Raw genomic sequence first — 20,076 nt, forward strand, 5'->3', positions numbered from 1 at the left:
CGTGGGAGCGGGCCAGGCCCGCATCTGGGCGCAGCCTTGGCTACCTTGAGTCGCGGGTATGGCCCGCTCCCACAGGGCGTCGTTTCGATCAGAAGTCCTTGCACAACCGCAGCGCGTCGTAGATCGCCGCGTGGGTGTTGCGCTGGGCTACGCAGTCGCCGATGCGGAACAGCAAGTAGCCGTCGCCCGCCTCGGACAGGCATGGCTGCGGCTTGATCGCGAACAGCGCATCGACGTCGATCTGGCCCTTGTTGCGCGAGCCTTCCTTGAGTGCGTAGTACAGCGATTCGTCCGGGCGTACGCCGTTCTCCACCACCACCTGGTCGACCACGCGTTCTTCCCTGGCGCCGGTGTACTCGTTCTCCAGCACCGCCACCAGCTTGTCGCCTTCGCGGTAGACCTTCTCCAGCATCAGGTCGCCGGTCATCACCACTTCCTTCGGGTACATGCTGCGGTAGTAGGTGGGGAAGCTGGTGCCGCCGATGGCCACGCCCGGCTTGATGTCGTCGGTGACGATTTCCACCTGCGAGCCCTTGTCCGCCAGGTAGTCGGCGACCGACATGCCGGTGAACTCGCAGATGGTGTCGTACACCAGCACGTTCTTACCCGGCTCGACCTTGCCCGAGAGCACGTCCCAGCTGCTCACGATCAGGCCTTCGTCAGCGCCCCAGTGCTCGTTCTGTTCGAGGAAGGGGTGGCCGCCGTTGGCCAGCACGATGATGTCCGGGCGCAGGTCGAGAAGAGTGGCTGCATCGGCCGCGGTGCCCAGGCGCAGGTCGACGCCCAGGCGAGCGATTTCCAGCTGGAACCAGCGGGTGATACCGGCGATCTGGTCGCGCTGTGGTGCCCGGGCGGCGATGCTGATCTGCCCGCCGAGGCTGTCCTGTTTCTCGAACAGGGTCACGTCGTGGCCGCGCTCGGCTGCAACACGGGCCGCTTCCATCCCGGCCGGGCCGCCGCCGACGACCACCACCTTGCGCTTCACGCCGGTGGTCTTCTCGATGATGTGCGGCACGCCCATGTATTCGCGGCTGGTCGCGGCGTTCTGGATGCACAGCACGTCCAGGCCCTGGTACTGCCGGTCGATGCAGTAGTTGGCACCGACGCATTGTTTGATCTGGTCGATCTGGCCCATCTTGATCTTGGCGATCAGGTGCGGGTCGGCCATGTGCGCGCGGGTCATGCCGACCATGTCGACATAGCCACCTTCGAGGATGCGCGTGGCCTGGTTCGGGTCCTTGATGTTCTGCGCATGCAGTACCGGGACCTTGACCACTTCCTTGATGCCGGCCGCCAGGTGCAGGAACGGCTCCGGCGGGAAGCTCATGTTGGGGATCACGTTGGCCAGGGTGTTGTGGGTGTCGCAGCCCGAGCCCACCACGCCGATGAAATCGAGCATGCCGGTGCCGTCGTAGTAGGCGGCGATCTGCTTCATGTCCTCGTGGGACAGGCCGTCCGGGTGGAACTCGTCACCGGTGATGCGCATGCCCACGCAGAAGTCGTCACCGACTTCGGCGCGCACCGCCTTGAGCACTTCCAGGCCGAATTTCATGCGGCCTTCGAAGGTGCCGCCCCATTCATCGGTACGCTTGTTGACCCGCGGCGACCAGAACTGGTCGATCAGGTGCTGGTGCACGGCGGACAGCTCGACGCCGTCCAGGCCGCCTTCCTTGGCACGGCGTGCGGCCTGGGCGTAGTTGCCGATGATGCGCCAGATCTCCTCGATCTCGATGGTCTTGCAGGTGGCGCGGTGCACCGGTTCACGGATACCGGACGGCGACATCAGGGTCGGCCAGTGGTAACCGTCCCAGCGCGAGCGGCGGCCCATGTGGGTAATCTGGATCATGATTTTGGCGCCGTGCTTGTGCATGGCGTCAGCAAGATTCTGGAAGTGCGGGATGATGCGGTCGGTGGACAGGTTCACCGAGGCCCACCATTGCTGCGGGCTGTCGATGGCCACCACCGAGGAGCCGCCGCAGATCGCCAGGCCGATGCCGCCCTTGGCCTTCTCTTCGTAGTACTTCACGTAGCGGTCGGTGGTCATGCCGCCGTCGGTGGCATAGACCTCGGCGTGCGCGGTGGAGAGCACACGGTTACGGATGGTCAGTTTGCCGATCTGGATCGGCTGAAACATTGCTTCGAAGGCCATGACCCTCTCCTCGATTCGGCGGCTAAGCGTTCACGGTTTTATTTTTATGTGTGGGAGCCGGCGCAGACGCCTAGTCCACGCCCGCGATCAGTAAATTCGCGGGCACGGCCCGCTCCCACCTGGATAGAGTTACAGCGGGCGGGTAACGAACAGGCCATCGTCGTGGCCCTCTTCGGAACCGCCGTATTCCTGCACGGTGACGGTACGCAGGCTGCTGCCCCTGGCCGACAGGATCTGGTCGATGGCGCCGGAGAACCAGCCGGTGAACATGTAATCCACCTTGCGGCCGACCTTGCCGTACACGTACACGAAGGCCGAGTGCTTGAGCTTCACTTCCGCGTAGCCGGCGTCGATGTCCAGCTTCTGGATCTCGAACAGGCCCCAGCCGCGCTGCGACAGGCGCTTCATGTAGTGCTCGAACACCGCGGCGCCTTCAAGGCCATGGCATTCGGCTTCCTTCTCGCACCAGTGCCAGGCGGATTTGTAGCCTGCCTTGTAAAGAATTTCGGCGTACTTGTCGGCGCCGAGCACTTCCTCGATACCACGGTGGTTGTTGACGAAGAAGTGCCGCGGCACGTACAGCATCGGCAGGGCGTCGGTGGTCCATACGCCGGTTTCGTCGTCGACCTGGATGGGCATTTCGGGGGCGTGGGTGGCCATGTGCAGAACTCCTGAGTTTGAATCGTAGGAGCGGCTTTAGCCGCGAGCTTCAAGTACGCCGTCCCTTCGGACGGATCGCGGCTGAAGCCGCTCCCACAAGAATTGGATTGAGAGAGGCTTACTCGCCCCAGACGTCGGCGAGTACCCGCACCCAGTTCTCGCCCATGATCTTGCGCACCACGCGCTCGGGATGGCCGCGTTTGAGCAGGGTTTCGGTGAGGTTGGGGAACTCGCCGACGGTACGGATACCCAGCGGGTTGATGATCTTGCCGAAGCTGGTCAGGCGACGGGCGTAGCCCTTGTCGTGGGTCAGGTATTCGAAGAAGTCCTGGCCGTGGCCCTGGGTGAAGTCGGTACCGATGCCGATGGCGTCTTCACCGACGATGTTCATCACGTACTCGATGGCTTCGGCGTAGTCGTCGATGGTCGAGTCGATGCCCTTGGCCAGGAAGGGCGCGAACATGGTCACGCCGACGAAACCGCCATGGTCGGCGATGAACTTCAGTTCCTCGTCGGACTTGTTGCGCGGGTGCTCCTTCAGGCCCGATGGCAGGCAGTGCGAGTAGGTCACCGGCTTCTTCGATTCGAGGATGACTTCCTCGCTGGTCTTCGAGCCAACGTGCGACAGGTCGCACATGATGCCCACGCGGTTCATCTCGGCGACGATCTCGCGGCCGAAGCCGGACAGGCCGCCATCGCGCTCGTAGCAGCCGGTGCCGACCAGGTTCTGGGTGTTGTAGCACATCTGCACGATGCCCACGCCGAGCTGCTTGAAGATCTCCACGTAGCCGATCTGGTCTTCGAACGCATGGGCGTTCTGGAAGCCGAAGAGGATGCCGGTCTTGCCCAGCTCCTTGGCCTTGCGGATGTCGGCGGTGGTGCGCACCGGCATCACCAGGTCGCTGTTCTCGCGGATCAGCTTCTGGCTGGCGGCGATGCTGTTGACGGTGGCCTGGAAACCTTCCCATACCGACACCGTGCAGTTGGCCGCGGTCAGGCCGCCCTTGCGCATGTCCTCGAACAGTTCACGGTTCCATTTGGCGATGATCAGACCGTCGATGACGATACTGTCGGCGTGCAATTCGGCTGGGCTCATCAGGCGGCTCCCCTTGATTGGTTGCACCAGATTCGCTGCTGGCGCTTTGTGGGCAGCATATGCCTCACCGCCCTGGCGACCCGATGCAAAAACGACGGGGGGATTGCCGAAAGCGTCAAGCCGAGGTCGTGATCGGACAAGGCCGCCTGTGCCCGTCGCGGCGCAGAGCCAGGCCTGCCGGGCTACCGCCTGCTGCACTGCGCTGCCAGGCAAACCCAGGCGGGGTGTCGGCAGCAGGTCGTTAACCGACCCTCAACAAGCTTTAACAACCTTTAACAACATCGCCCGGCGATCGCTCTCTAGTCTTCGAGGCGTTGCAGGAAAGCCCGCTCGGTGAGGTGGCTTTCCTGAAACCGGTTATCACCGCTGGTGATGCCGCCCATTACCCTTTAGATATTTTCGGAGATATCCCATGGCTGAGACTCCTGCAGTAAGTGGCGGCGGCGCAGACGCTGCTATCGACAAGATGTCCGCGGTGTTCGATATGGCGATCGAGAAATCCGCCAAGATCACCGAGATCACCACGGCCAAGAAAGCCGAACTCGACGCCACCAAGCAGCGTCCGCAGAACTGACCCGGGCTGCAGGCGGCGTTCGGCGCCGCCTGCAACCTGCGTCTGCGCCGTTATCGGCACCTTTTCCATCGAGTGCGTGGCCGGCCGTTCTGGCCGTATACGTCGCTCGATAGCGTGATCCCTGAGCCCGGTGAGTCCTATGACTGCGATAGCCTCGAGTTCCGCCTCGCTGAACAGCGGCGATCTGCCTCGGCTGGAGGTGACCGCCGGCATCCACCGCGGTGTATCGCTGCCGCTGGATGAAGCGGTGTACTGCATCGGCAGCGGTGCTGCAGCCAACCTGATGCTGCGTGACGCCGGGGTGGCCGAACGTCACCTGACCCTGCGCCTGAGTGCTCGCCACGTTGGCGTGGAGGCCAGCGGCGGTGACGTGCGGGTAATCCGCAACGGACGTGAAACCGCGGTCGCGCGCGGGCACGGCTACCGCGGCCGACTGCCTGTGGATATCCGCATCGGCACGGCGACCCTGCGCCTGGCCATGCCCCAGGCCAGCGGCCCGGCGGCCAACCCGGTGTGGTACGGCAAAGCCCAATGGGCGATTGCCGCGTTGTTCATGTTCATCTGCGCCGGTGCCCTGGCGGTGCTGCGCGATGGCCCGCTGCCTGGCGCCGAGCCGGAGTCGCTGCAGCGCCTCACCCTCGCCGAGGAGCAGCCGGCAGAGGCGCCCCGGGCGGCGTCGTTGCAACTGGCCCGCGCCGACCTGGCCAGCCAGGCCAAGGCCGCCGGGTTGAACAAGCTCAAGCTCGACGCCAGTGCCGGCCAGGTGCGCGTCAGCGGCACCCTGGAGCCCGGCCAGGAACAGGACTGGCTTGCCCTGCAGCAGTATTTCGACGGCCGCTATGGGCGCCAATACGTACTGCGTGGCGATGTCAGCGTGCGTGAAAGCGCCGCCCGGCCGCGGGTCAACTTCCAGGCCGTGTGGTTCGGCGACAACCCCTACGTGATCAATGCCTCGGGTGCCCGCCTGTATCCCGGCGCCCCCCTGGAAGGCGGCTGGAAGCTCGAGCGTATCGAGGATGGTCAGGTGGTGCTGGCGCTGGGCGAAGAGCGCTTCGCGCTGACATTAGGACCCTCGCCAGTGCCTGAGGGCTAGCATGAAGATCGATTCACGCGCCCCGCTGGCGCCGGCGGATGCGGCGTCCGACATTCGCACTCGGCCGAGTGAGCTGCTGCCTGCCTTACCCAGCGCGCCACCCGCGGTTCGCCAGCCCAGCCTGCCGCGCGCGCTGCCACTGCCGACGGTACAGGATGACCTGCAGGCCCTGGAGCTGGCCGCAGGCGTCGAGCCCGGCTTGTTCGCAGGCTCGCGCCCGGCGGAAATTCTCGAAGACATCCTCGAACGCATCCTGCCGTCGCTGCCGCTCGACGGTGAAACCCGGGCGTTGGCCATGAGCCTGGTGCGCGAGGAGCTCGACACCCGCCAGGCCCTGGACCGCCAGCGCGTCGAAACCGAGGTGGAGCCATGATGCTGCGCGACGACCACGATGCCGCCAAGCTGCTGCAGGGCCTGGGCGATCTCTACCTGCGGGTTGGCCAGGGCCCGCGCGCACTGGTGCTGCTGTTGCTGGCCGTGCAGCTGAATGCCGATGACCCGGTATTGCTGGCGCGCCTGGCGGCGGCCTTCACCGCCAATGGTGATGGGCAGCGAGCCTTGCAGACCCTGGATCGCCTGCACGGGCTGCAGGGCGAATCGGCGGCCTGGCTGCTGCTGCGCAGCCGGGCGCTGTGGAGCGCCGGCCAGCACGGCGAGGCGCGCACCTGCTTTGCCCGCTACCGGGCGCTGCGCCAGGAGCGTGCAGCATGATGGCGCGGCTGGGTGCCCTGGCGGGCATGGCGGCGCAACGCACCGAGGTGGTGGTGGTCGCCTTCATGATGATGGCCATCGTGATGATGATCATCCCGCTGCCGACCTACCTGGTCGATACCCTGATCGGCATCAGCATCGCCCTGAGCATCCTGGTGCTGATCGTCGCCTTCTACATTCGCAAGCCCCTGGAGCTGTCCGCACTGCCGGCGCTGATCCTGCTCAGCACGCTGTTCCGCCTGGCCCTGTCGATCAGCACCACGCGGCTGATCCTGCTGCACGGCGATGCGGGGCATATCATCGAGGCCTTCGGCAAGTTCGTCATCGCCGGCGAGGTGGTGGTCGGCCTGGTGATCTTCCTGATCATCACCGTGGCGCAGTTCGTGGTCATCACCAAGGGCGCCGAGCGGGTCGCCGAGGTGGCGGCACGCTTCAGCCTGGACGCCATGCCCGGCAAGCAGATGAGCATCGACAACGACCTGCGCAACGGCGACATCGACGCCAACGAGGCGCGCCGCAAGCGCTCCGACCTGCAGCGCGAGAGCCAGCTGTTCGGCGCGATGGACGGCTCGATGAAGTTCGTCAAGGGCGATGCCATCGCCGGCCTGGTGATCCTTTTCGTCAACCTGATCGGCGGCCTGCTGATCGGCATGCTGTCGCGCGGCATGTCCTTCGCCGAAGCCGGGCATACCTATTCGCTGCTCACCGTGGGCGACGGGCTGATCGCGCAGATTCCGGCGCTGCTGATCGCCGTGGCCGCCGGCACCGTGGTGACCCGGGTCAACAACGAGGCCGAGCAGGCCGACCTGGGCACCGAAATCATCCGCCAGATGGGCAACAGCCAGCGTGCCCTGACGCTGACCGCGCTGATTCTCGCCGCCGTGGCGTTCATCCCCGGCTTCCCGGCGCCGGTGTTTCTCGGTCTGTCGGCCGTGCTGGGACTGTGCGCCTGGGTGCTGCGACGCCGCCAGCAGCGCGAAGAACAAGCCGAGATCGCGGCGGCCGAGGTGGTCGAGGAGGCGGCCAGCGACCCCGAGCCCCAGCAGCAGGAGGAAGCCCCGGCCGCTGCGGCGGACACCCGGGTGCTGCTGTCGATCGGCCCGGGGCTGGCCGAAGCGGTGCCGCTGCAACCTTTCAAGCAACGCCTCGAGGTGCTCTGCCACGACCTGCACAACGAGCTGGGTATCGAGTTTCCGATGCCGTCGGTGGTCGTCGACATGGCCGGCTCGACCGCTGGCTACCGGGTCGAGCTGGAAGGCGTACCGGTCGATCAGGGCGAGCTGAACCCGGCGCAGGTGCTGCTCAAGGACGACCCCGTGCACCTGCAACTGCTCGACATCACCGGCGAGGAGCGGGCATCGCCCTTGGGCAGCCGCGCCGGCCTGTGGATTGCCAGCGAACACCAAGCCGAGCTGAGTGACGCGGGAATCGGCTACCTGCGCCCTGATGAAATCCTCCGGGATGTGCTGGCGCGTGTGCTGCGTCGTTATGCCGGCGACTTTCTCGGGATCCAGGAAACCCGCCAGTTGCTGGCGCACCTGGAGGAAAGCCATGGCGAACTGGTCAAGGAAGCGCTGCGGGCCGTGCCCCTGCAGCGCATCGCCGACGCCCTGCGGCGCCTGGTCGCCGAGGGTGTGTCGATTCGCAACCGGCGGGCGCTGCTCGAGGCGATGGTCGAGTGGGGCGGCCGCGAGGGGGATGTCGGGCGCTTCAGCGACCATCTGCGCAGCGCCCTGGCGCGGCAGATCAGCCACCAGCATGCCGATGCGCAGCGGGTGATCGCGGCCTTCGTGCTCGGCTCGGCCCTGGAGGCGCAGCTGCTCGAGGCGGCGCGTCAGCAGGATACCGGGCGCGGCGAGATCCGCGCCCGGGAAGCCACCCGTGGCCTGCTCAAGGCGCTGCGCCAGGAGTGCGCGCAATTGCCTGAGCAGATCAAACCGACCCTGGTGGTGCACCCGGAGCTACGCCGCCGGATCCTGCGCCTGTGCATTCGTGACGAACTGGAGATGGCCGTGCTGTCCTTTACCGAACTGGCCCCGGAATACAGCCTGCAGGCGATCAAGGTGATCGGCGCGCCGAGCACTGCGCGGGCAGAGAAGAGCCAACCTGCTCCCGCGCTGGCAGGTGCGACATGATCCGCCTGCTGGTATTGACGCTGTGCTGCCTGCCGTTGCTGGCCATGGCCCAGTCACCGCTGGGGGGCGATATCAGCCTGGGCACCGGCGAGGGGCGGATCATGCGCTTCAGTGACCCGGTGGATGCGGTGATGATCGCCGAGCCCGGTGTGGCCGACCTGCAGGTGGTGTCCCCCGGGGTGATCTACCTGTTCGGCAAGCGCCCTGGCCACACCACCCTGGTGGCCCTGGGCAGTGACGAGCAGGAGATCGCTTCGCTGCAGATCAGCGTCGGCAGCAACGGCCGGCCGATCACCAGTGCGCTGCGCAGCCGCCACCCGCAGAGCGGCACCGAGGTTCAGGGCGTCGGCAACCGCCTGGCGGCCCGCGGCCAGGTCAGCAACGTGGCCGAGGCGCTGGATCTCAATGCCTTGCTCGACCCCGCCGGGCAGGACTGGCAGGGCGCGGTGAACACCGCGACGTACGCCGGTTCTGCCCAGGTGAACATTCGCGTGCGCTTCGCCGAGGTGTCTCGCGAGGAGCTGCTGCGCTATGGCGTGAGCTGGAATGCGCTGTTCAACAACGGCACCTTCTCGTTCGGCCTGCTCACTGGCGGCAACCTGGCGGCTGAGGCGGCAGCCGGTGGCTCCAACCTGATCGGCGTGGGCCTGGACAGCGGCAACTTCAATATCGACAGCGTGCTCGAGGCGCTGCAGAGCAACGGCGTGCTGGAGATCCTCGCCGAGCCGAACATCACCGCCATGACCGGTGAGACGGCGAGCTTCCTGGCGGGCGGCGAAGTGCCGGTGCCGGTGCCGGTGAACAGCGACCTGGTGGGCGTCGAATACAAATCCTACGGGGTCTCGCTGCTGTTCAGCCCGACCCTGTTGCCAGGTGACCGCATCGGCCTGCAGGTGCGCCCGGAGGTCAGCAGCCTGATGGGCGGCAGCACCCTGGAAGTCTCCGGGTTCCGGGTGCCGTCGTTCCGCGTGCGCCGTGCCGACACCCGCGTCGAGGTGGGCAGCGGGCAGACCTTCGCCATTGCCGGCCTGTTCCAGCGGGAGAATTCACGGGATCTGGAAAAGGTCCCGTTGCTGGGCGACATGCCGGTACTCGGCAACCTGTTCCGCTCCAAGCGCTTTCAGCAGAACGAGACCGAGCTGGTGATCCTCATCACCCCTTACCTGGTCGAGCCGGTGCAGACCCAGGCCATGCTCACGCCGCTCGACAAGAGCCTCGGCGCCCGTGCCGATGGCCCGGCGCGCAGCGGCTCCTTCGGGTTCCACGTGCAATGAACGGGAGTGCCGTGATGACCCGTCTGGGCCTGTTGTCCACCTGCCTGCTGCTGGGCGCCTGCCAGACCGAGTTGCAGTCGCCGGACTATTCCCCCGGTTACCAGACCATCGTCGACGGTAACGGCCAGACCCTGCTGGTGCCCGATGCCTGCCGTCGCGTCACCGACGAGGGCCAGCCGGTCGACGAGGCTGAGCTGCTACCGCTGCCGCCCGGCTGCGCCAACAATGCCAATCTGCTGCAGATGGTCGAGCGCCGTGGTGACCTGCTGCGTGGCCGGCAGACCGGGCCGACCCTGGCCGCGCCGGTAGGCCGCGCGGCGCAGTCGTACCTGGAAGGTTTCGAGACCGACGAGAAGCGCCGCCGTCGCCACGAGCAGGCAGCGCAGAGTGATACCGGAGGTGGGCAATGAGCCACGCCAGCCCGCGCCAGCTGGGCCTAACGCCCGGCGCTGAGGCCCAGGGCCCTGGCACGTTCGGCGGGGTCGCTGATGGCCGCGATACGTTGCGCCTCGGCGATCAGCGCCTGGCGCTGGGTGGCGCTGGTGTCGTCGAGCTGCACGCTGGCCGGTTTGCCCTGGGCGCCCGCCAGTACCTGAACCAGCAGCGCATTGCGCTGATGGCGCAACTGCGCGGTGGGCGCCCGGTCGATGCCGGCGATCTCGCGCAGGGCATTGCCCGTGTCGCCGTTGAGCGCATAGGCCAGGGCCAGGTTGCTGCGCGCGTCGAGGTCGTTGGGGGCCAGCCGGCGTGCCGTGGCGAAGGCCTTCTGCATGGCCGTGACATTGCCCAGCTGCGCCTCGGCGGCGCCCAGGCGGGCAAAGGCCTGGGCATCGTTGGGCAATTGCCGGGCGGCACTTTCCAGCAGCGGTTGGGCGCGCTCCGGGTAGCCCAGGCGCAGCTGTGCGGTGCCCAGGCCGAGCAGAGCCACGGGGTTGTCCGGCTCCAGCGCGACGGCCTTCTGGTAGGCCGCCTCGGCGCCCTGGATGTTACCGCTCTCCAGTCGCGCCTGGCCCAGCCGCTGCCAGGCTTCGAAGCCCGCCCCGGGCTGCTCCGCGGCCCTCTGGTAGAGCGTCGCGGCGGTGCCGCGATCACCGCGCGACTCGACATCGCCGGCCAGTTTCATCAGCCGCTGGTAGGCCTCATCGCCGTCTGGTGCGGGCGCGCTCGGCGAGTGGTTACTGCAGGCGCCCAGCAGGGCGAGGCTGGCGAGCAGGATGCAGCGGGTGGAAATCGACGGCAAGGGCGGTGCTCCTGGGTTGGTTCGGCACGTGCACGGCATTCTATAGAGCCCGCTTGCGGGGGATCTGTGAAGCGGCTGCGAAATCTTGTGATTGTTGCCGGGCGGCGGTTGTTTCATCGACCTGCCTGCGCCGATAGTGGCGGCATCGGGCGTTGCCTGGCGCTGGCCCTGCTGTTGCTGGCGGGCAGTGTGGGCACGGCCCGCGGCGAAGTCACGCCGCCCTGGTTCGATCAGCCCTACGACTATGTGGTGATCAACCAGGACCTGCGCAGCACCCTGGAAGCCTTCGGGCGCAACCTCGGCCTGCCGATGGCGATTTCCAGCCGGGTCAAGGGCCGCGCCCAGAGCAACCTGCGTGCGGCCAGTGCCGGCGAGTTTCTCGACGCGCTGTGCGGCAACGGCGGCCTGACCTGGTTTTTCGACGGCAACATGCTGCATGTGAACAGCGAGGAAGAAATCGAGATTCGCCAGTTCGAACCCAGTGGCTTTCAGCTCGACGAGTTGCAGACCGCGTTGGACGAGCTGGGTGTAGCCGGCAAGCACCTGTCGCTGCGCAGCAGCTTTCACGGTGACGGCATGCTGATTTCCGGGCCGCCGCCCTACATGGCGCTGGTCCAGCAACGCATCGATCAGCTGCAGGCCCCGGTAGTCGCCGAACCCGAGGTGGTTCGCGAGCGGGGCGTGCGGGTGTTCCGCGGCAGTGCCGGCATCCAGGTGGTCAAGGGTGCGGACGACGAGTAAACCTCAGACGAAAGGAGAGATCCCATGGCAGTCACCCAGGTAGATGGCAACACCAGTCCCCAGAACACCCCTGAAGCGGAATTCGACCAGGCGCTGGAAAACGCTCAGGGAGATGCACTCACCGAGGACATGATTACCCAGGCGATCATCCTCGGCGGCCAGTTCATCGTCATGCCGCGGGCCCAGGAGATTCTCAAGGAAGCCACCGCGGACGACGAAGAATAACCACGGGGATCGGCCATGACAGTCAGCGCAGCAGTCGCCACGGCGGCCCCTACGGCCGCCGGGCAGGATGTCGCCCAGGTGTCGCAGAACCTGTTCGAGCACATGGCCAGCCAGGCCAAGGGCATGCCCCACGGCGCCAGCCCGAACCAGATCGGCGAAAACCTCATGGAGCGGCTCAACGGCTTCATCGACCGCTCCAAGGGCTTTTCCGACAGTGCCGCGGTGGAACGCACGCCGTACATCAGCAGTGCGCCGGTGGACAAGGGCGCCGGGGTCGAACCGGGCAAGGTCAACGAGCAGCAGATCGACCGTCTAGTTGGCTCGCTGAGCCGGGTCTTCGACTACTCCATCGAAACCCAGATGGTGGTGCGTGGTGCTACGCAGATCTCCGGCTCTGCCAACACCCTGCTAAGGGGCCAGTGAGCATGGCTGGGCATCCTTTGCGGTGGTTCGCGCTGGTGCTGATGACGCTGTTGCTGCAGGCCTGTGACGGCATGGTGCTGTACAGCAACCTCGGCGAGCGCGAGGCCAACAGCATGGTCGCCGCCCTGCTGCGTGAGGGTATCGCCGCCCAGCGCCAGGTGCAGGAGGATGGCCGGATCACCGTCAGCGTGCCCCAGGAGCGACTGTCCGAAGCCGTGGCCCTGCTCGACGAAGCCGGCCTGCCGCAGCAGCAGTTTTCCAACATGGGCGAGGTGTTCAAGAACAACGGCCTGGTGTCTTCGCCGGTGCAGGAACGGGCGCAGATGGTCTACGCGCTCAGCGAAGAACTGTCGCACACCGTGTCGCAGATCGATGGCGTGCTGTCGGCGCGGGTGCACGTGGTGCTGCCCGACAACGACCTGCTCAAGCGGGTGATCTCGCCATCATCGGCATCGGTACTGATCCGTTACGAAGCCGATACCGACATCGACCAGTTGATTCCGCAGATCAAGACCCTGGTGGCCAACAGTATTTCCGGGCTCAACTACGACGGCGTGTCGGTCACCGCGATCAAGGCCGCAGCGCGCAACCTGCGTGACGATGCGCGGCCGCCGTTGAGCTCGTTTCTCGGCGTGTGGATGCTCGACGAGAGCGTGTCGCGGGCCCGTACGCTGTTTTTCGGCGCCCTGTTGCTGCTGCTCGGCATGGCCGGCGCCCTGGGCTGGTTGCTGTGGCGCGAGCGCCAGGGGCAGGGCACCTACGTGTTGAGGGAAACCGAGTGAGCCAGGGGTTGCGCGAGGCCTGGCGCATGCTGCTGGCCCGGCCGCTGGCATTCGTCGCCCGGGATTGCCTGGAGGCCGCGCTGCTCGGTGCGCTGCCCCGTGAGCGGGTGCTCGAACTGATCGAGCAGTGGCGCTTCGAAGCACGCCTTGGCGAGCTGCTGGTTTCCTACTACGGATTGCAGCCGTTGAGCGGCGTCGGCGAGGTGGCCGATGACGACCTGCCAGTGCTGCTCCTGCCGCCGCCAGCCTTTGCCCAGCTGGCCAGAGCCTGTGGTGCCTGCCGACATGCCGCTGCCCTGGCCCGGGAAATTCGCGGCCCGCTGGTGCAGCAGCTGCGCGAGCGCTTGGGTGACGCCACCTACGAACTGGCCATTGGCTGGCGCGAAACCCAGGCGGGCACGCCGGCACTGATGTCCGGCGATGCCTTGCTGGCCGCCATCGAGGCGGATGGCCAGCGCTGCGTGGAGGCCTGGCTGGCGGCCCAGCCGACGGCCCTGCAGGACTGGCTACGGCTGCGCTTCGGCCTGGCTGCGCCGCTGTCGAGCGGCAGTGCCGATGACGTTCAGCTGGTGCGCCAGGTCGCCCTCGCCGTACATGAGCCTGCCGAGCGAGGCGCGGCATGAGCACGCTGCCAGGCAAGCCAGGCCAGCGCATCCTGCGTGCCGAGGAGGCCGCGCAGTGGCTCGACGGCTACGCCTTCATGCAGGCGGCCCGCGAGGAGGCCGAGCGAACCCAGGCGGCCTTGCAGCGGCTGCGCGACCAGGCGCGCGACGAGGGCCGGGCGGCCGGGCTCGCCGAAGGGCAACGCGAGGCGGCGCAGTTGCTGGCGCGCACGGCGCAGCAGGTCGATGATTACCTGGCCGGCCTCGAAGCGCAGCTGACCGACCTGGCACTGGGCATCGTCCGGCAGGTGCTCGGTGAGCTGGACGAGGCCAGCCGCCTGGCGCAATGCACGCGCCAGGCACTCGGCGCCTTTCGCCAGGCCCAGCGGCTGCGCCTGCAGGTGCGGCCGGATCAGCTCGACGCCGTGCGCGAGCACCTGCGCGACCTTGGCGAACGCCTGGACGTCGAGGCCGATGACACGCTGGCTGCCGGCCATGCGCGGTTGAGCAGCCCCCAGGCCAGCGTCGAGCTGGACCTGCACACCCAGCTTCAAGGGCTGCGCCAGGCGCTGCTGCCCGGCAGTCTGGAGGGCGGCGATGAACGCCCCTCTGCATGATCTGCTGCCGACCCTCAGCGCGCGCCTGGCCGATGCCCAGCCGCGGCCGTTACGCGGGCGCATTCGCAGTATTCGCGGCACGCTGATCCAGGCCAGCGTGCCGAATGTGGGCATTGGCGAGCTGTGCCGGCTCAGCGACCCGGCCAGCGGGCGGGTGCTCACCGCCGAAGTGGTGGGGTTCGATGGCGACGAGGCGATTCTCTCACCCGTCGGTTCCCTGGAGGGGCTGTCGACCCGTACCGAAATCGTCGCCACTGGCGAGAGCCAGAGCGTGCTGGTCGGCGATGCCCTGCTGGGGCGGGTGATCGGCCCCCTGGGTGATGTGCTTGATGGCGGTGCGCCGGTCAGCGGGTTGCAGCGTTATCCACTGCAGGCCGAGCCGCCGGCACCCTTTTCCCGGCAGATTGTCGCCCAGCCGATGCCGCTCGGCATCCGCGCCATCGATGGTCTGCTCACCGTGGCGCGTGGCCAGCGCATGGGCATCTTCGGCGAGCCCGGGGTGGGCAAGTCGTCGTTGCTGGCGAGCATCGTGCGGCGCAGCGAAGCCGAGGTGATCGTCATCGGCCTGATCGGCGAGCGCGGGCGCGAGGTACGCGAACTGCTCGACGTCCACCTGGGGGCCGAGGCGCGGGCGCGTACCGTGGCCGTGGTCGCCACCTCCGATCGCCCGGCCACCGAGCGGGTCAAGGCGGCACTGGTGGCCACCGCCCATGCCGAATATCACCGCGATCAGGGTCGCCATGTGCTGTTGCTGCTCGACAGCCTGACCCGCTTCGCCCGGGCCCAGCGCGAGATCGGCCTGGCCATCGGCGAGCCGCCGACCCGCCGCGGTTATCCGCCGTCGTTGTTCTCCGCCCTGCCACGCCTGCTGGAGCGCTCCGGGCCGGCGGCCAGCGGCAGCATCACGGCGCTGTACACGGTACTCACCGAAGGCGATGCGTCCCTTGACCCGGTGGCCGAGGAGGTACGCTCGATCCTCGACGGGCACCTGGTGCTCAGTGCCGAACTGGCCCAGCGCAACCACTTCCCGGCCATCGACGTGTTGCAGAGCCGCAGCCGCCTGATGGATCGCGTGGTCGAGCCGGAGCAGCGGCAACTGGCCGGTCACCTGCGTGCCCTGATGGCGCGGCACGCCGACATCGAGCTGCTGCTGCGCACCGGCGACTACGTGGCCGGCAGCGATCCATTGGCTGACGAGGCAATCGCCCGCCAGGCCGCCATCGAACAGTTTCTGCGTCAGGACGCCGCCGAGCCCAGTGGCTTCGACGACACCCTGCGCGCGCTGCGCAAGGTGCTGGCGTGAGCGCCGTTGAACAGCTGGACGAGCTGCGCCGCCTGCGCGTGCGCCGCGCCGAAGCGCAACTGGCCAATTGGCAAACACGCTGCCAGCAGGCTGCCACCGAACTGCAGTGCGCCCAGGCGCGGGTCGGCGAGGCGCTGGCGCTGCTCGAGGGCGAGGCCGGGCAACTGCAGGCCCTGCTCACCGCGGGGGCACTGCCGGTGGGGCAGTACCGCAGTGCGCTGGAGCTGCTCGATGCGCTCGAGGCGCAACGGGGCCAGCTGGCGGAGCAGGCCGACCAGGCCTCCCGTCAGCTGGCCGAGGTACAGGCCGGCCGTGACCAGGCCCAGCAGTTCTGGCGGCGTCGGCAGTTGCAGTGCGAGGCGCTGGAGCCCTTGCTGCAGCAGCATGCGCGTCGCCAGCAGCGCGCCGCCGAGGCCCGCGAGGAAAGCCTGGCCGAAGACCGCCCCCATGGAGCCCTGCATCGATGAACTGTCGCCAAGCGCTGCCCGTGCCGCTGTTGCCCCTGCTGCCGCAACTCGAGGTCGCCAGGCAGGCACTGCTCAATCGGCTGCTGCGCCGCCGGCAGCCCTGGCAGGGCCAGGTCGCGGGCGTGCGGTTCGAAGTCGCCGTCAGCGGCGCGCCGCTGCAGGACGCCGCGTGCGTCGTGCCGGGGCGTTTGGGCACCGCCGCGCTGCAGCTGCATCTGGATGCCGCCCTGCGCGAGCGGTTGCTGGCATCGCTGGCGCTGCAGCGCGACTTCCAGGGCCTGCCGCCGGCGCTGCAGAGCGTGCTGCTGGAAAAGGCGCTGCTGCCCTGGATCGAACCGCTCGAAGCCGCCTTCGGCCAACCGTTGAGCCTGGACGCCGATGCGCAGCCCGGTGACCTGATGCTCAGCCTGCAACTGAGCGCAGACGGTGCACCGCTGGGCACCCTTGGCCTGCAACTGAGCCATGCCGCCGCGCAAGGCGTCGCCGATCTGCTGGAGCGCTGCCTGCCGGTGGCGCGCCATCCGCTGCCGATCCTGCAACTGGGCCTGGCCCTGCAACGCGGCTGGCAGACCCTGAGCCTGGGCGAGCTGCGCAGCCTGCAGCCCGGCGACGTACTGATGCTCGACTGCCCGCCGAATGCCGATGGCCTGCTGGTGCTTGCAGGTGGCCACCGGCAGGCCCGTTTCAAACGTCAGCAGGCCGGCTTGCAACTGCTCGAGGCCTGGCAACCGATCAACCCGACGATGGAGAACGCCATGGGGCAAGACGCCGATGATGGGCAACTGGACGATGTGCCGCTGACCGTGGTCTGCCAGATCGGCAGCCTGGAACTGCCCCTGGGGCAGCTGCGCGAGCTGGGCGAGGGCAGCGTGCTGGCATTGCCCGAGGCTGATGTGCAGCAGGTTGAACTGCTGGTCAACGGCCGCTGCGTAGGGCGCGGCGAGCTGGTTGCCATTGGCGATGGGCTAGGGGTGCGCCTGACCCGGTTCGCCAGCCCATCAGGCTGCTGAAAAACTACCTGCGTTGCCATCGCGGCGTTAAAAAGAGGCTCGAAATGCTCATTTACACCAGTAAAGTCGCCCGCGACTCCGACCGCTTTCTCACCTCTTTTTGCGGGGCCGCCTCCGGTATTGCGCTGGCTGCCTCGGCTACGTTTTTCAGTGGCCTGCTATGACGGATTACCAACCCAACCTGCTGGAAATCATCCTGGTCGTTACCACGATCGGCTTGATTCCCCTGGCGGTGGTGACCCTGACCGGCTTTCTGAAAATCTCCGTGGTGCTGTTCCTGATCCGTAACGCCCTGGGCGTGCAACAGACGCCGCCGAACCTGGTGCTCTACGGCATCGCCCTGATCCTCGCGGTGTACGTGACCACGCCGCTGATCGGCGAGATGTACCGCGAGGTGGAGGGCCGCTCGATCAGCCTGCAGAACGCCGAGGAGTTGCGCGAGTTGGGCGACGCCCTGCATGCGCCCTTGCAGACCCACCTGTCGCGCTTCGCCAACCCGTCCGAGCGCGCGTTCTTCGTGTCGGCCACCGAGACCGTATGGTCCGAGGAGGCGCGTGCCGATCTGCGCGACGATGATCTGGTGGTGCTGATTCCGGCGTTCGTCAGCTCCGAGCTGACCCGTGCCTTCGAAATTGGCTTTTTGCTGTACATCCCCTTTCTGGTGATCGACCTGCTGGTGGCCAACGTGCTGATGGCCATGGGCATGATGATGGTGTCGCCGACGCTGATCTCGATCCCCCTGAAGATCTTTCTGTTCGTCGCCGTCAGCGGCTGGTCACGGCTGATGCACGGCCTGATTCTCAGCTACGGGGGAGGGTGAAGCATGGGCCAGGACGTATTCCTGTCGTTGATGAAACAGGCGCTGATGACCGTGTTGCTGCTCAGCGCGCCGGCGCTGGGCGTGGCCATTCTCATCGGTCTCGGTGTCGGCCTGCTGCAGGCGCTCACCCAGATCCAGGACCAGACCCTGCCGCAGGCGGTCAAGCTGGTGGCGGTGCTGCTGGTGCTGGTGCTGATCGGCCCGCTGCTGGCCACCCAGGTGGCGGCCCTGGCCAGCCACGTGCTGGACAACTTCCCCGCCTGGACGCGCTAGGGCATGGATGCCGATATCGGTCTGGGCATCGCCGAGATCGCGTACCCGGTGATCTCGGCGGCGGCCCTGGCGGTCTGTCGGGCGCTCGGCCTGGTGTTCATCACCCCGGCCTTCAATCGCCTGGGGCTGACCGGGATGATCCGCAGCTGCGTGGCCGTGGCGATCTCCGCGCCGATGTTTCTGCCGGCGTTCTCGGCGTTGACCGCCCTGGAGGACTACGGCAGCTTTTTTCTCGCCGGGCTGATGGTCAAGGAATTCCTCATCGGGGTGACCGTGGGCCTGCTGTTCGGCATTCCGTTCTGGGCTGCCGAAGTGGCCGGCGAGCTGGTCGACCTGCAGCGTGGCTCGACCATGGCACAACTGGTCGATCCCTCCGGCGCGGGCGAGGCGGGGGTCACCGCGACCCTGCTCAGCGTCACCCTGATCACCCTGTTCTTCATGTCCGGCGGCTTCATCCTGATGGTCGACGGCTTCTACCACAGCTACCAGCTATGGCCGGTCACCGCCTTTACCCCGGTGATCGCCAGCGCGGCGCTGGAGGCGGTGCTGGCGATTCTCGACCAGGTGATGCGCGTCGGCGTGCTGATGGTGGCGCCGCTGATCATCGCCCTGCTGGTGGCGGACATGATGCTCGCCTACCTGTCGCGCATGGCGCCGCAGATGAATATCTTCGACCTCTCGCTGTCGATAAAGAACCTGATATTCACCTTTCTGATGGTGCTCTACTGCGGCTTCCTGATCCCGCTGATGCTCGAGCAACTGGCGGAGTTTCGCGGCACCGTCGAGGTGCTCAAGACGCTGTCCGGCGCGGGTGAGCCCTGATGGCCGGCAACAGCGGCAGCGAGGAGAAATCCCAGCCGGCCTCCGACAAGAAGCTGCGCGAGGCGCGGCAGAAAGGCCAGGTCTCGAAAAGCCAGGACATGGTCTCGGCGGTGGTGCTGCTCGGCTGCTCGGTGTGCATCGCCTTTCTCGCCGGCGTCGCCGAATCGCGGGTGCGTGGCCTGCTCGACCTGGCGGCGACCATCTACGTGGAGCCCTTCGCCACGGTCTGGCCGCGCCTGCTGGAAAGCGCCCAGCAAGTGCTGCTGCGCACCGCCCTGCCGATCCTCGGGGTGACGGTGGTGTGCGTGATCCTGACCAACATCGTGACCATGCGCGGCGTGCTGTTTTCCGGCGAACCGATCAAGCCGGAATTCTCGCGGATCAACCCGGTGGAAGGGGCCAAGCGCATCTTCTCCATGCGCAACTTCATCGAGTTCCTCAAGAGCCTGGTCAAGGTGGTGGTGCTGTCGGTGGCCTTCTACGTGGTGGGACGCATCGCCCTGCAGGCGTTGATGGAGTCCTCGCGTTGCGGCGCCGGCTGCATCGAGTCGGTGTTCTTCGTGCTGCTCAAGCCGCTACTCGCCACGGTACTGCTCACCTACCTGGTGATCGGCGGCGTCGATGTACTGCTGCAGCGCTGGCTGTTCCAGCGCGAGATGCGCATGACCCGCAGCGAACAGAAGCGCGAGCGCAAGGACATGGACGGCGATCCGCTGATCAAGCGCGAACGCCAGCGCCAGCGCCGCGAGATGCAGACGCTGAGCAGCCGCAAGGTGGGCATCGCCCATGCCACCCTGATGATCGGCAGCGAAGACGGCTGGCTGGTCGGCGTGCGCTACGTGCGCGGCGAAACCCCGGTACCGGTGCTGGTGTGCATGGCCACGGGCGAGGACGCCAAGGCCCTGCTGGCGCAGTCGGCGAGCCTGGGCGTGCCGCGTAGCCCGGACGCCAGGCTGGCGGCCGAGATCGCCAAGCGGGCGGTGAAGGGCGAGCCGATTCCGGCCAATACCTTCCAGCCGGTGGCCGATGCGCTGGTCGCCGCGCGGCTGATCTGAGCCA

The 20,076-nt window shown here is 67.1% G+C and carries 24 protein-coding genes; 20 read left to right on the plus strand and 4 right to left on the minus strand.

Annotated elements, in window-relative coordinates; genetic code table 11:
• Positions 1-88 precede the first annotated feature (88 nt).
• The 3 genes from dgcA to QYS36_RS00700 form a co-directional block, all read right to left on the minus strand.
• Positions 89-2,149, minus strand: a complete 2,061-nt coding sequence (gene dgcA, locus QYS36_RS00690) for a dimethylglycine demethylation protein DgcA (protein ID WP_308837669.1) — start codon at positions 2,147-2,149, stop codon at positions 89-91.
• A 129-nt stretch (positions 2,150-2,278) separates the two neighbouring features.
• Entirely contained in the window at positions 2,279-2,809 is a 531-nt protein-coding gene (locus QYS36_RS00695) for a DUF5943 domain-containing protein (protein WP_308837670.1), read from the minus strand.
• Positions 2,810-2,927: 118 nt separating this feature from the next.
• Positions 2,928-3,905 carry a dipeptidase gene (locus QYS36_RS00700; protein WP_308837671.1) on the minus strand — a complete coding sequence of 326 codons (978 nt, stop codon included), beginning with the start codon at positions 3,903-3,905 and terminating at the stop codon, positions 2,928-2,930.
• 412 nt (positions 3,906-4,317) lie between these two features.
• On the opposite strand from QYS36_RS00700, the gene QYS36_RS00705 reads away from it, so the two are divergent.
• The 7 genes from QYS36_RS00705 to QYS36_RS00735 all read left to right on the plus strand — a co-directional run bounded on the left by QYS36_RS00705 (position 4,318) and on the right by QYS36_RS00735 (position 10,102).
• Complete coding sequence (locus QYS36_RS00705; protein ID WP_308837672.1) at positions 4,318-4,479, plus strand: hypothetical protein; 162 nt, start codon at positions 4,318-4,320, stop codon at positions 4,477-4,479.
• 139 nt (positions 4,480-4,618) lie between these two features.
• A complete protein-coding gene (locus tag QYS36_RS00710; protein ID WP_308837673.1) occupies positions 4,619-5,572 on the plus strand; it encodes an FHA domain-containing protein in 954 nt (317 codons plus the stop codon).
• A gap of 1 nt (position 5,573) precedes the next feature.
• Positions 5,574-5,945 carry a hypothetical protein gene (locus QYS36_RS00715; RefSeq protein ID WP_308837674.1) on the plus strand — a complete coding sequence of 124 codons (372 nt, stop codon included), beginning with the start codon at positions 5,574-5,576 and terminating at the stop codon, positions 5,943-5,945.
• Entirely contained in the window at positions 5,942-6,283 is a 342-nt protein-coding gene (locus QYS36_RS00720; RefSeq protein WP_308837675.1) for a type III secretion protein, read from the plus strand. Before QYS36_RS00715 ends, QYS36_RS00720 begins: the two co-directional genes overlap by 4 nt.
• Positions 6,280-8,418: a type III secretion system export apparatus subunit SctV gene (gene sctV / locus QYS36_RS00725; protein WP_308837676.1), complete on the plus strand. Its 2,139-nt coding sequence runs from the start codon at positions 6,280-6,282 to the stop codon at positions 8,416-8,418. The genes QYS36_RS00720 and sctV overlap by 4 nt, the downstream gene beginning before the upstream one ends.
• Positions 8,415-9,692: a type II and III secretion system protein family protein gene (locus QYS36_RS00730; protein ID WP_374990403.1), complete on the plus strand. Its 1,278-nt coding sequence runs from the start codon at positions 8,415-8,417 to the stop codon at positions 9,690-9,692. The genes sctV and QYS36_RS00730 overlap by 4 nt, the downstream gene beginning before the upstream one ends.
• 14 nt (positions 9,693-9,706) lie before the next feature.
• The gene (locus QYS36_RS00735; RefSeq protein WP_308837677.1) at positions 9,707-10,102 is read left to right on the plus strand and encodes a hypothetical protein; all 396 of its coding nucleotides are present in this window, start codon (positions 9,707-9,709) and stop codon (positions 10,100-10,102) included.
• A 26-nt stretch (positions 10,103-10,128) separates the two neighbouring features.
• On the opposite strand, the gene QYS36_RS00740 is transcribed toward QYS36_RS00735, so the two are convergent.
• A complete protein-coding gene (locus tag QYS36_RS00740; protein WP_308837678.1) occupies positions 10,129-10,932 on the minus strand; it encodes a tetratricopeptide repeat protein in 804 nt (267 codons plus the stop codon).
• Between the two features lie 108 nt (positions 10,933-11,040).
• On the opposite strand from QYS36_RS00740, the gene QYS36_RS00745 reads away from it, so the two are divergent.
• The 13 genes from QYS36_RS00745 (at position 11,041) to QYS36_RS00805 (ending at position 20,072) form a co-directional block, all read left to right on the plus strand.
• On the plus strand, positions 11,041-11,673 hold the full coding sequence (locus QYS36_RS00745; RefSeq protein ID WP_308837679.1) for a type III secretion protein: 633 nt from the start codon (positions 11,041-11,043) through the stop codon (positions 11,671-11,673).
• A 24-nt stretch (positions 11,674-11,697) separates the two neighbouring features.
• Positions 11,698-11,898, plus strand: a complete 201-nt coding sequence (locus QYS36_RS00750) for a hypothetical protein (RefSeq protein WP_308837680.1) — start codon at positions 11,698-11,700, stop codon at positions 11,896-11,898.
• Between the two features lie 102 nt (positions 11,899-12,000).
• The gene (locus tag QYS36_RS00755) at positions 12,001-12,321 is read left to right on the plus strand and encodes a hypothetical protein (RefSeq protein ID WP_374990407.1); all 321 of its coding nucleotides are present in this window, start codon (positions 12,001-12,003) and stop codon (positions 12,319-12,321) included.
• 2 nt (positions 12,322-12,323) lie between these two features.
• Positions 12,324-13,103: a type III secretion system inner membrane ring lipoprotein SctJ gene (sctJ, locus tag QYS36_RS00760; protein ID WP_308837682.1), complete on the plus strand. Its 780-nt coding sequence runs from the start codon at positions 12,324-12,326 to the stop codon at positions 13,101-13,103.
• Complete coding sequence (locus QYS36_RS00765; RefSeq protein WP_308837683.1) at positions 13,100-13,726, plus strand: type III secretion protein; 627 nt, start codon at positions 13,100-13,102, stop codon at positions 13,724-13,726. The genes sctJ and QYS36_RS00765 overlap by 4 nt, the downstream gene beginning before the upstream one ends.
• Positions 13,723-14,322, plus strand: coding sequence for a type III secretion system stator protein SctL (gene sctL / locus QYS36_RS00770; RefSeq protein ID WP_308837684.1), 600 nt, complete (start codon positions 13,723-13,725; stop codon positions 14,320-14,322). The genes QYS36_RS00765 and sctL overlap by 4 nt, the downstream gene beginning before the upstream one ends.
• Positions 14,303-15,625 carry a FliI/YscN family ATPase gene (locus QYS36_RS00775; RefSeq protein ID WP_308837685.1) on the plus strand — a complete coding sequence of 441 codons (1,323 nt, stop codon included), beginning with the start codon at positions 14,303-14,305 and terminating at the stop codon, positions 15,623-15,625. Before sctL ends, QYS36_RS00775 begins: the two co-directional genes overlap by 20 nt.
• Complete coding sequence (locus QYS36_RS00780) at positions 15,622-16,092, plus strand: hypothetical protein (RefSeq protein ID WP_308837686.1); 471 nt, start codon at positions 15,622-15,624, stop codon at positions 16,090-16,092. Before QYS36_RS00775 ends, QYS36_RS00780 begins: the two co-directional genes overlap by 4 nt.
• Complete coding sequence (gene sctQ, locus QYS36_RS00785; protein ID WP_308837687.1) at positions 16,089-17,102, plus strand: type III secretion system cytoplasmic ring protein SctQ; 1,014 nt, start codon at positions 16,089-16,091, stop codon at positions 17,100-17,102. Before QYS36_RS00780 ends, sctQ begins: the two co-directional genes overlap by 4 nt.
• A gap of 160 nt (positions 17,103-17,262) precedes the next feature.
• Positions 17,263-17,922 (plus strand): type III secretion system export apparatus subunit SctR, encoded by a 660-nt coding sequence (gene sctR, locus QYS36_RS00790; RefSeq protein ID WP_092370351.1) that lies wholly within the window; start codon positions 17,263-17,265, stop codon positions 17,920-17,922.
• Between the two features lie 3 nt (positions 17,923-17,925).
• Entirely contained in the window at positions 17,926-18,195 is a 270-nt protein-coding gene (locus tag QYS36_RS00795) for an EscS/YscS/HrcS family type III secretion system export apparatus protein (protein ID WP_042556779.1), read from the plus strand.
• A gap of 3 nt (positions 18,196-18,198) precedes the next feature.
• Positions 18,199-19,017, plus strand: a complete 819-nt coding sequence (sctT, locus tag QYS36_RS00800) for a type III secretion system export apparatus subunit SctT (RefSeq protein WP_308837688.1) — start codon at positions 18,199-18,201, stop codon at positions 19,015-19,017.
• Positions 19,017-20,072, plus strand: a complete 1,056-nt coding sequence (locus tag QYS36_RS00805) for an EscU/YscU/HrcU family type III secretion system export apparatus switch protein (RefSeq protein WP_308837689.1) — start codon at positions 19,017-19,019, stop codon at positions 20,070-20,072. Before sctT ends, QYS36_RS00805 begins: the two co-directional genes overlap by 1 nt.
• Positions 20,073-20,076 lie beyond the last annotated feature (4 nt).

This window comes from Pseudomonas sp. G34 (genome assembly GCF_031119625.1).
Taxonomy (GTDB): domain Bacteria; phylum Pseudomonadota; class Gammaproteobacteria; order Pseudomonadales; family Pseudomonadaceae; genus Aquipseudomonas.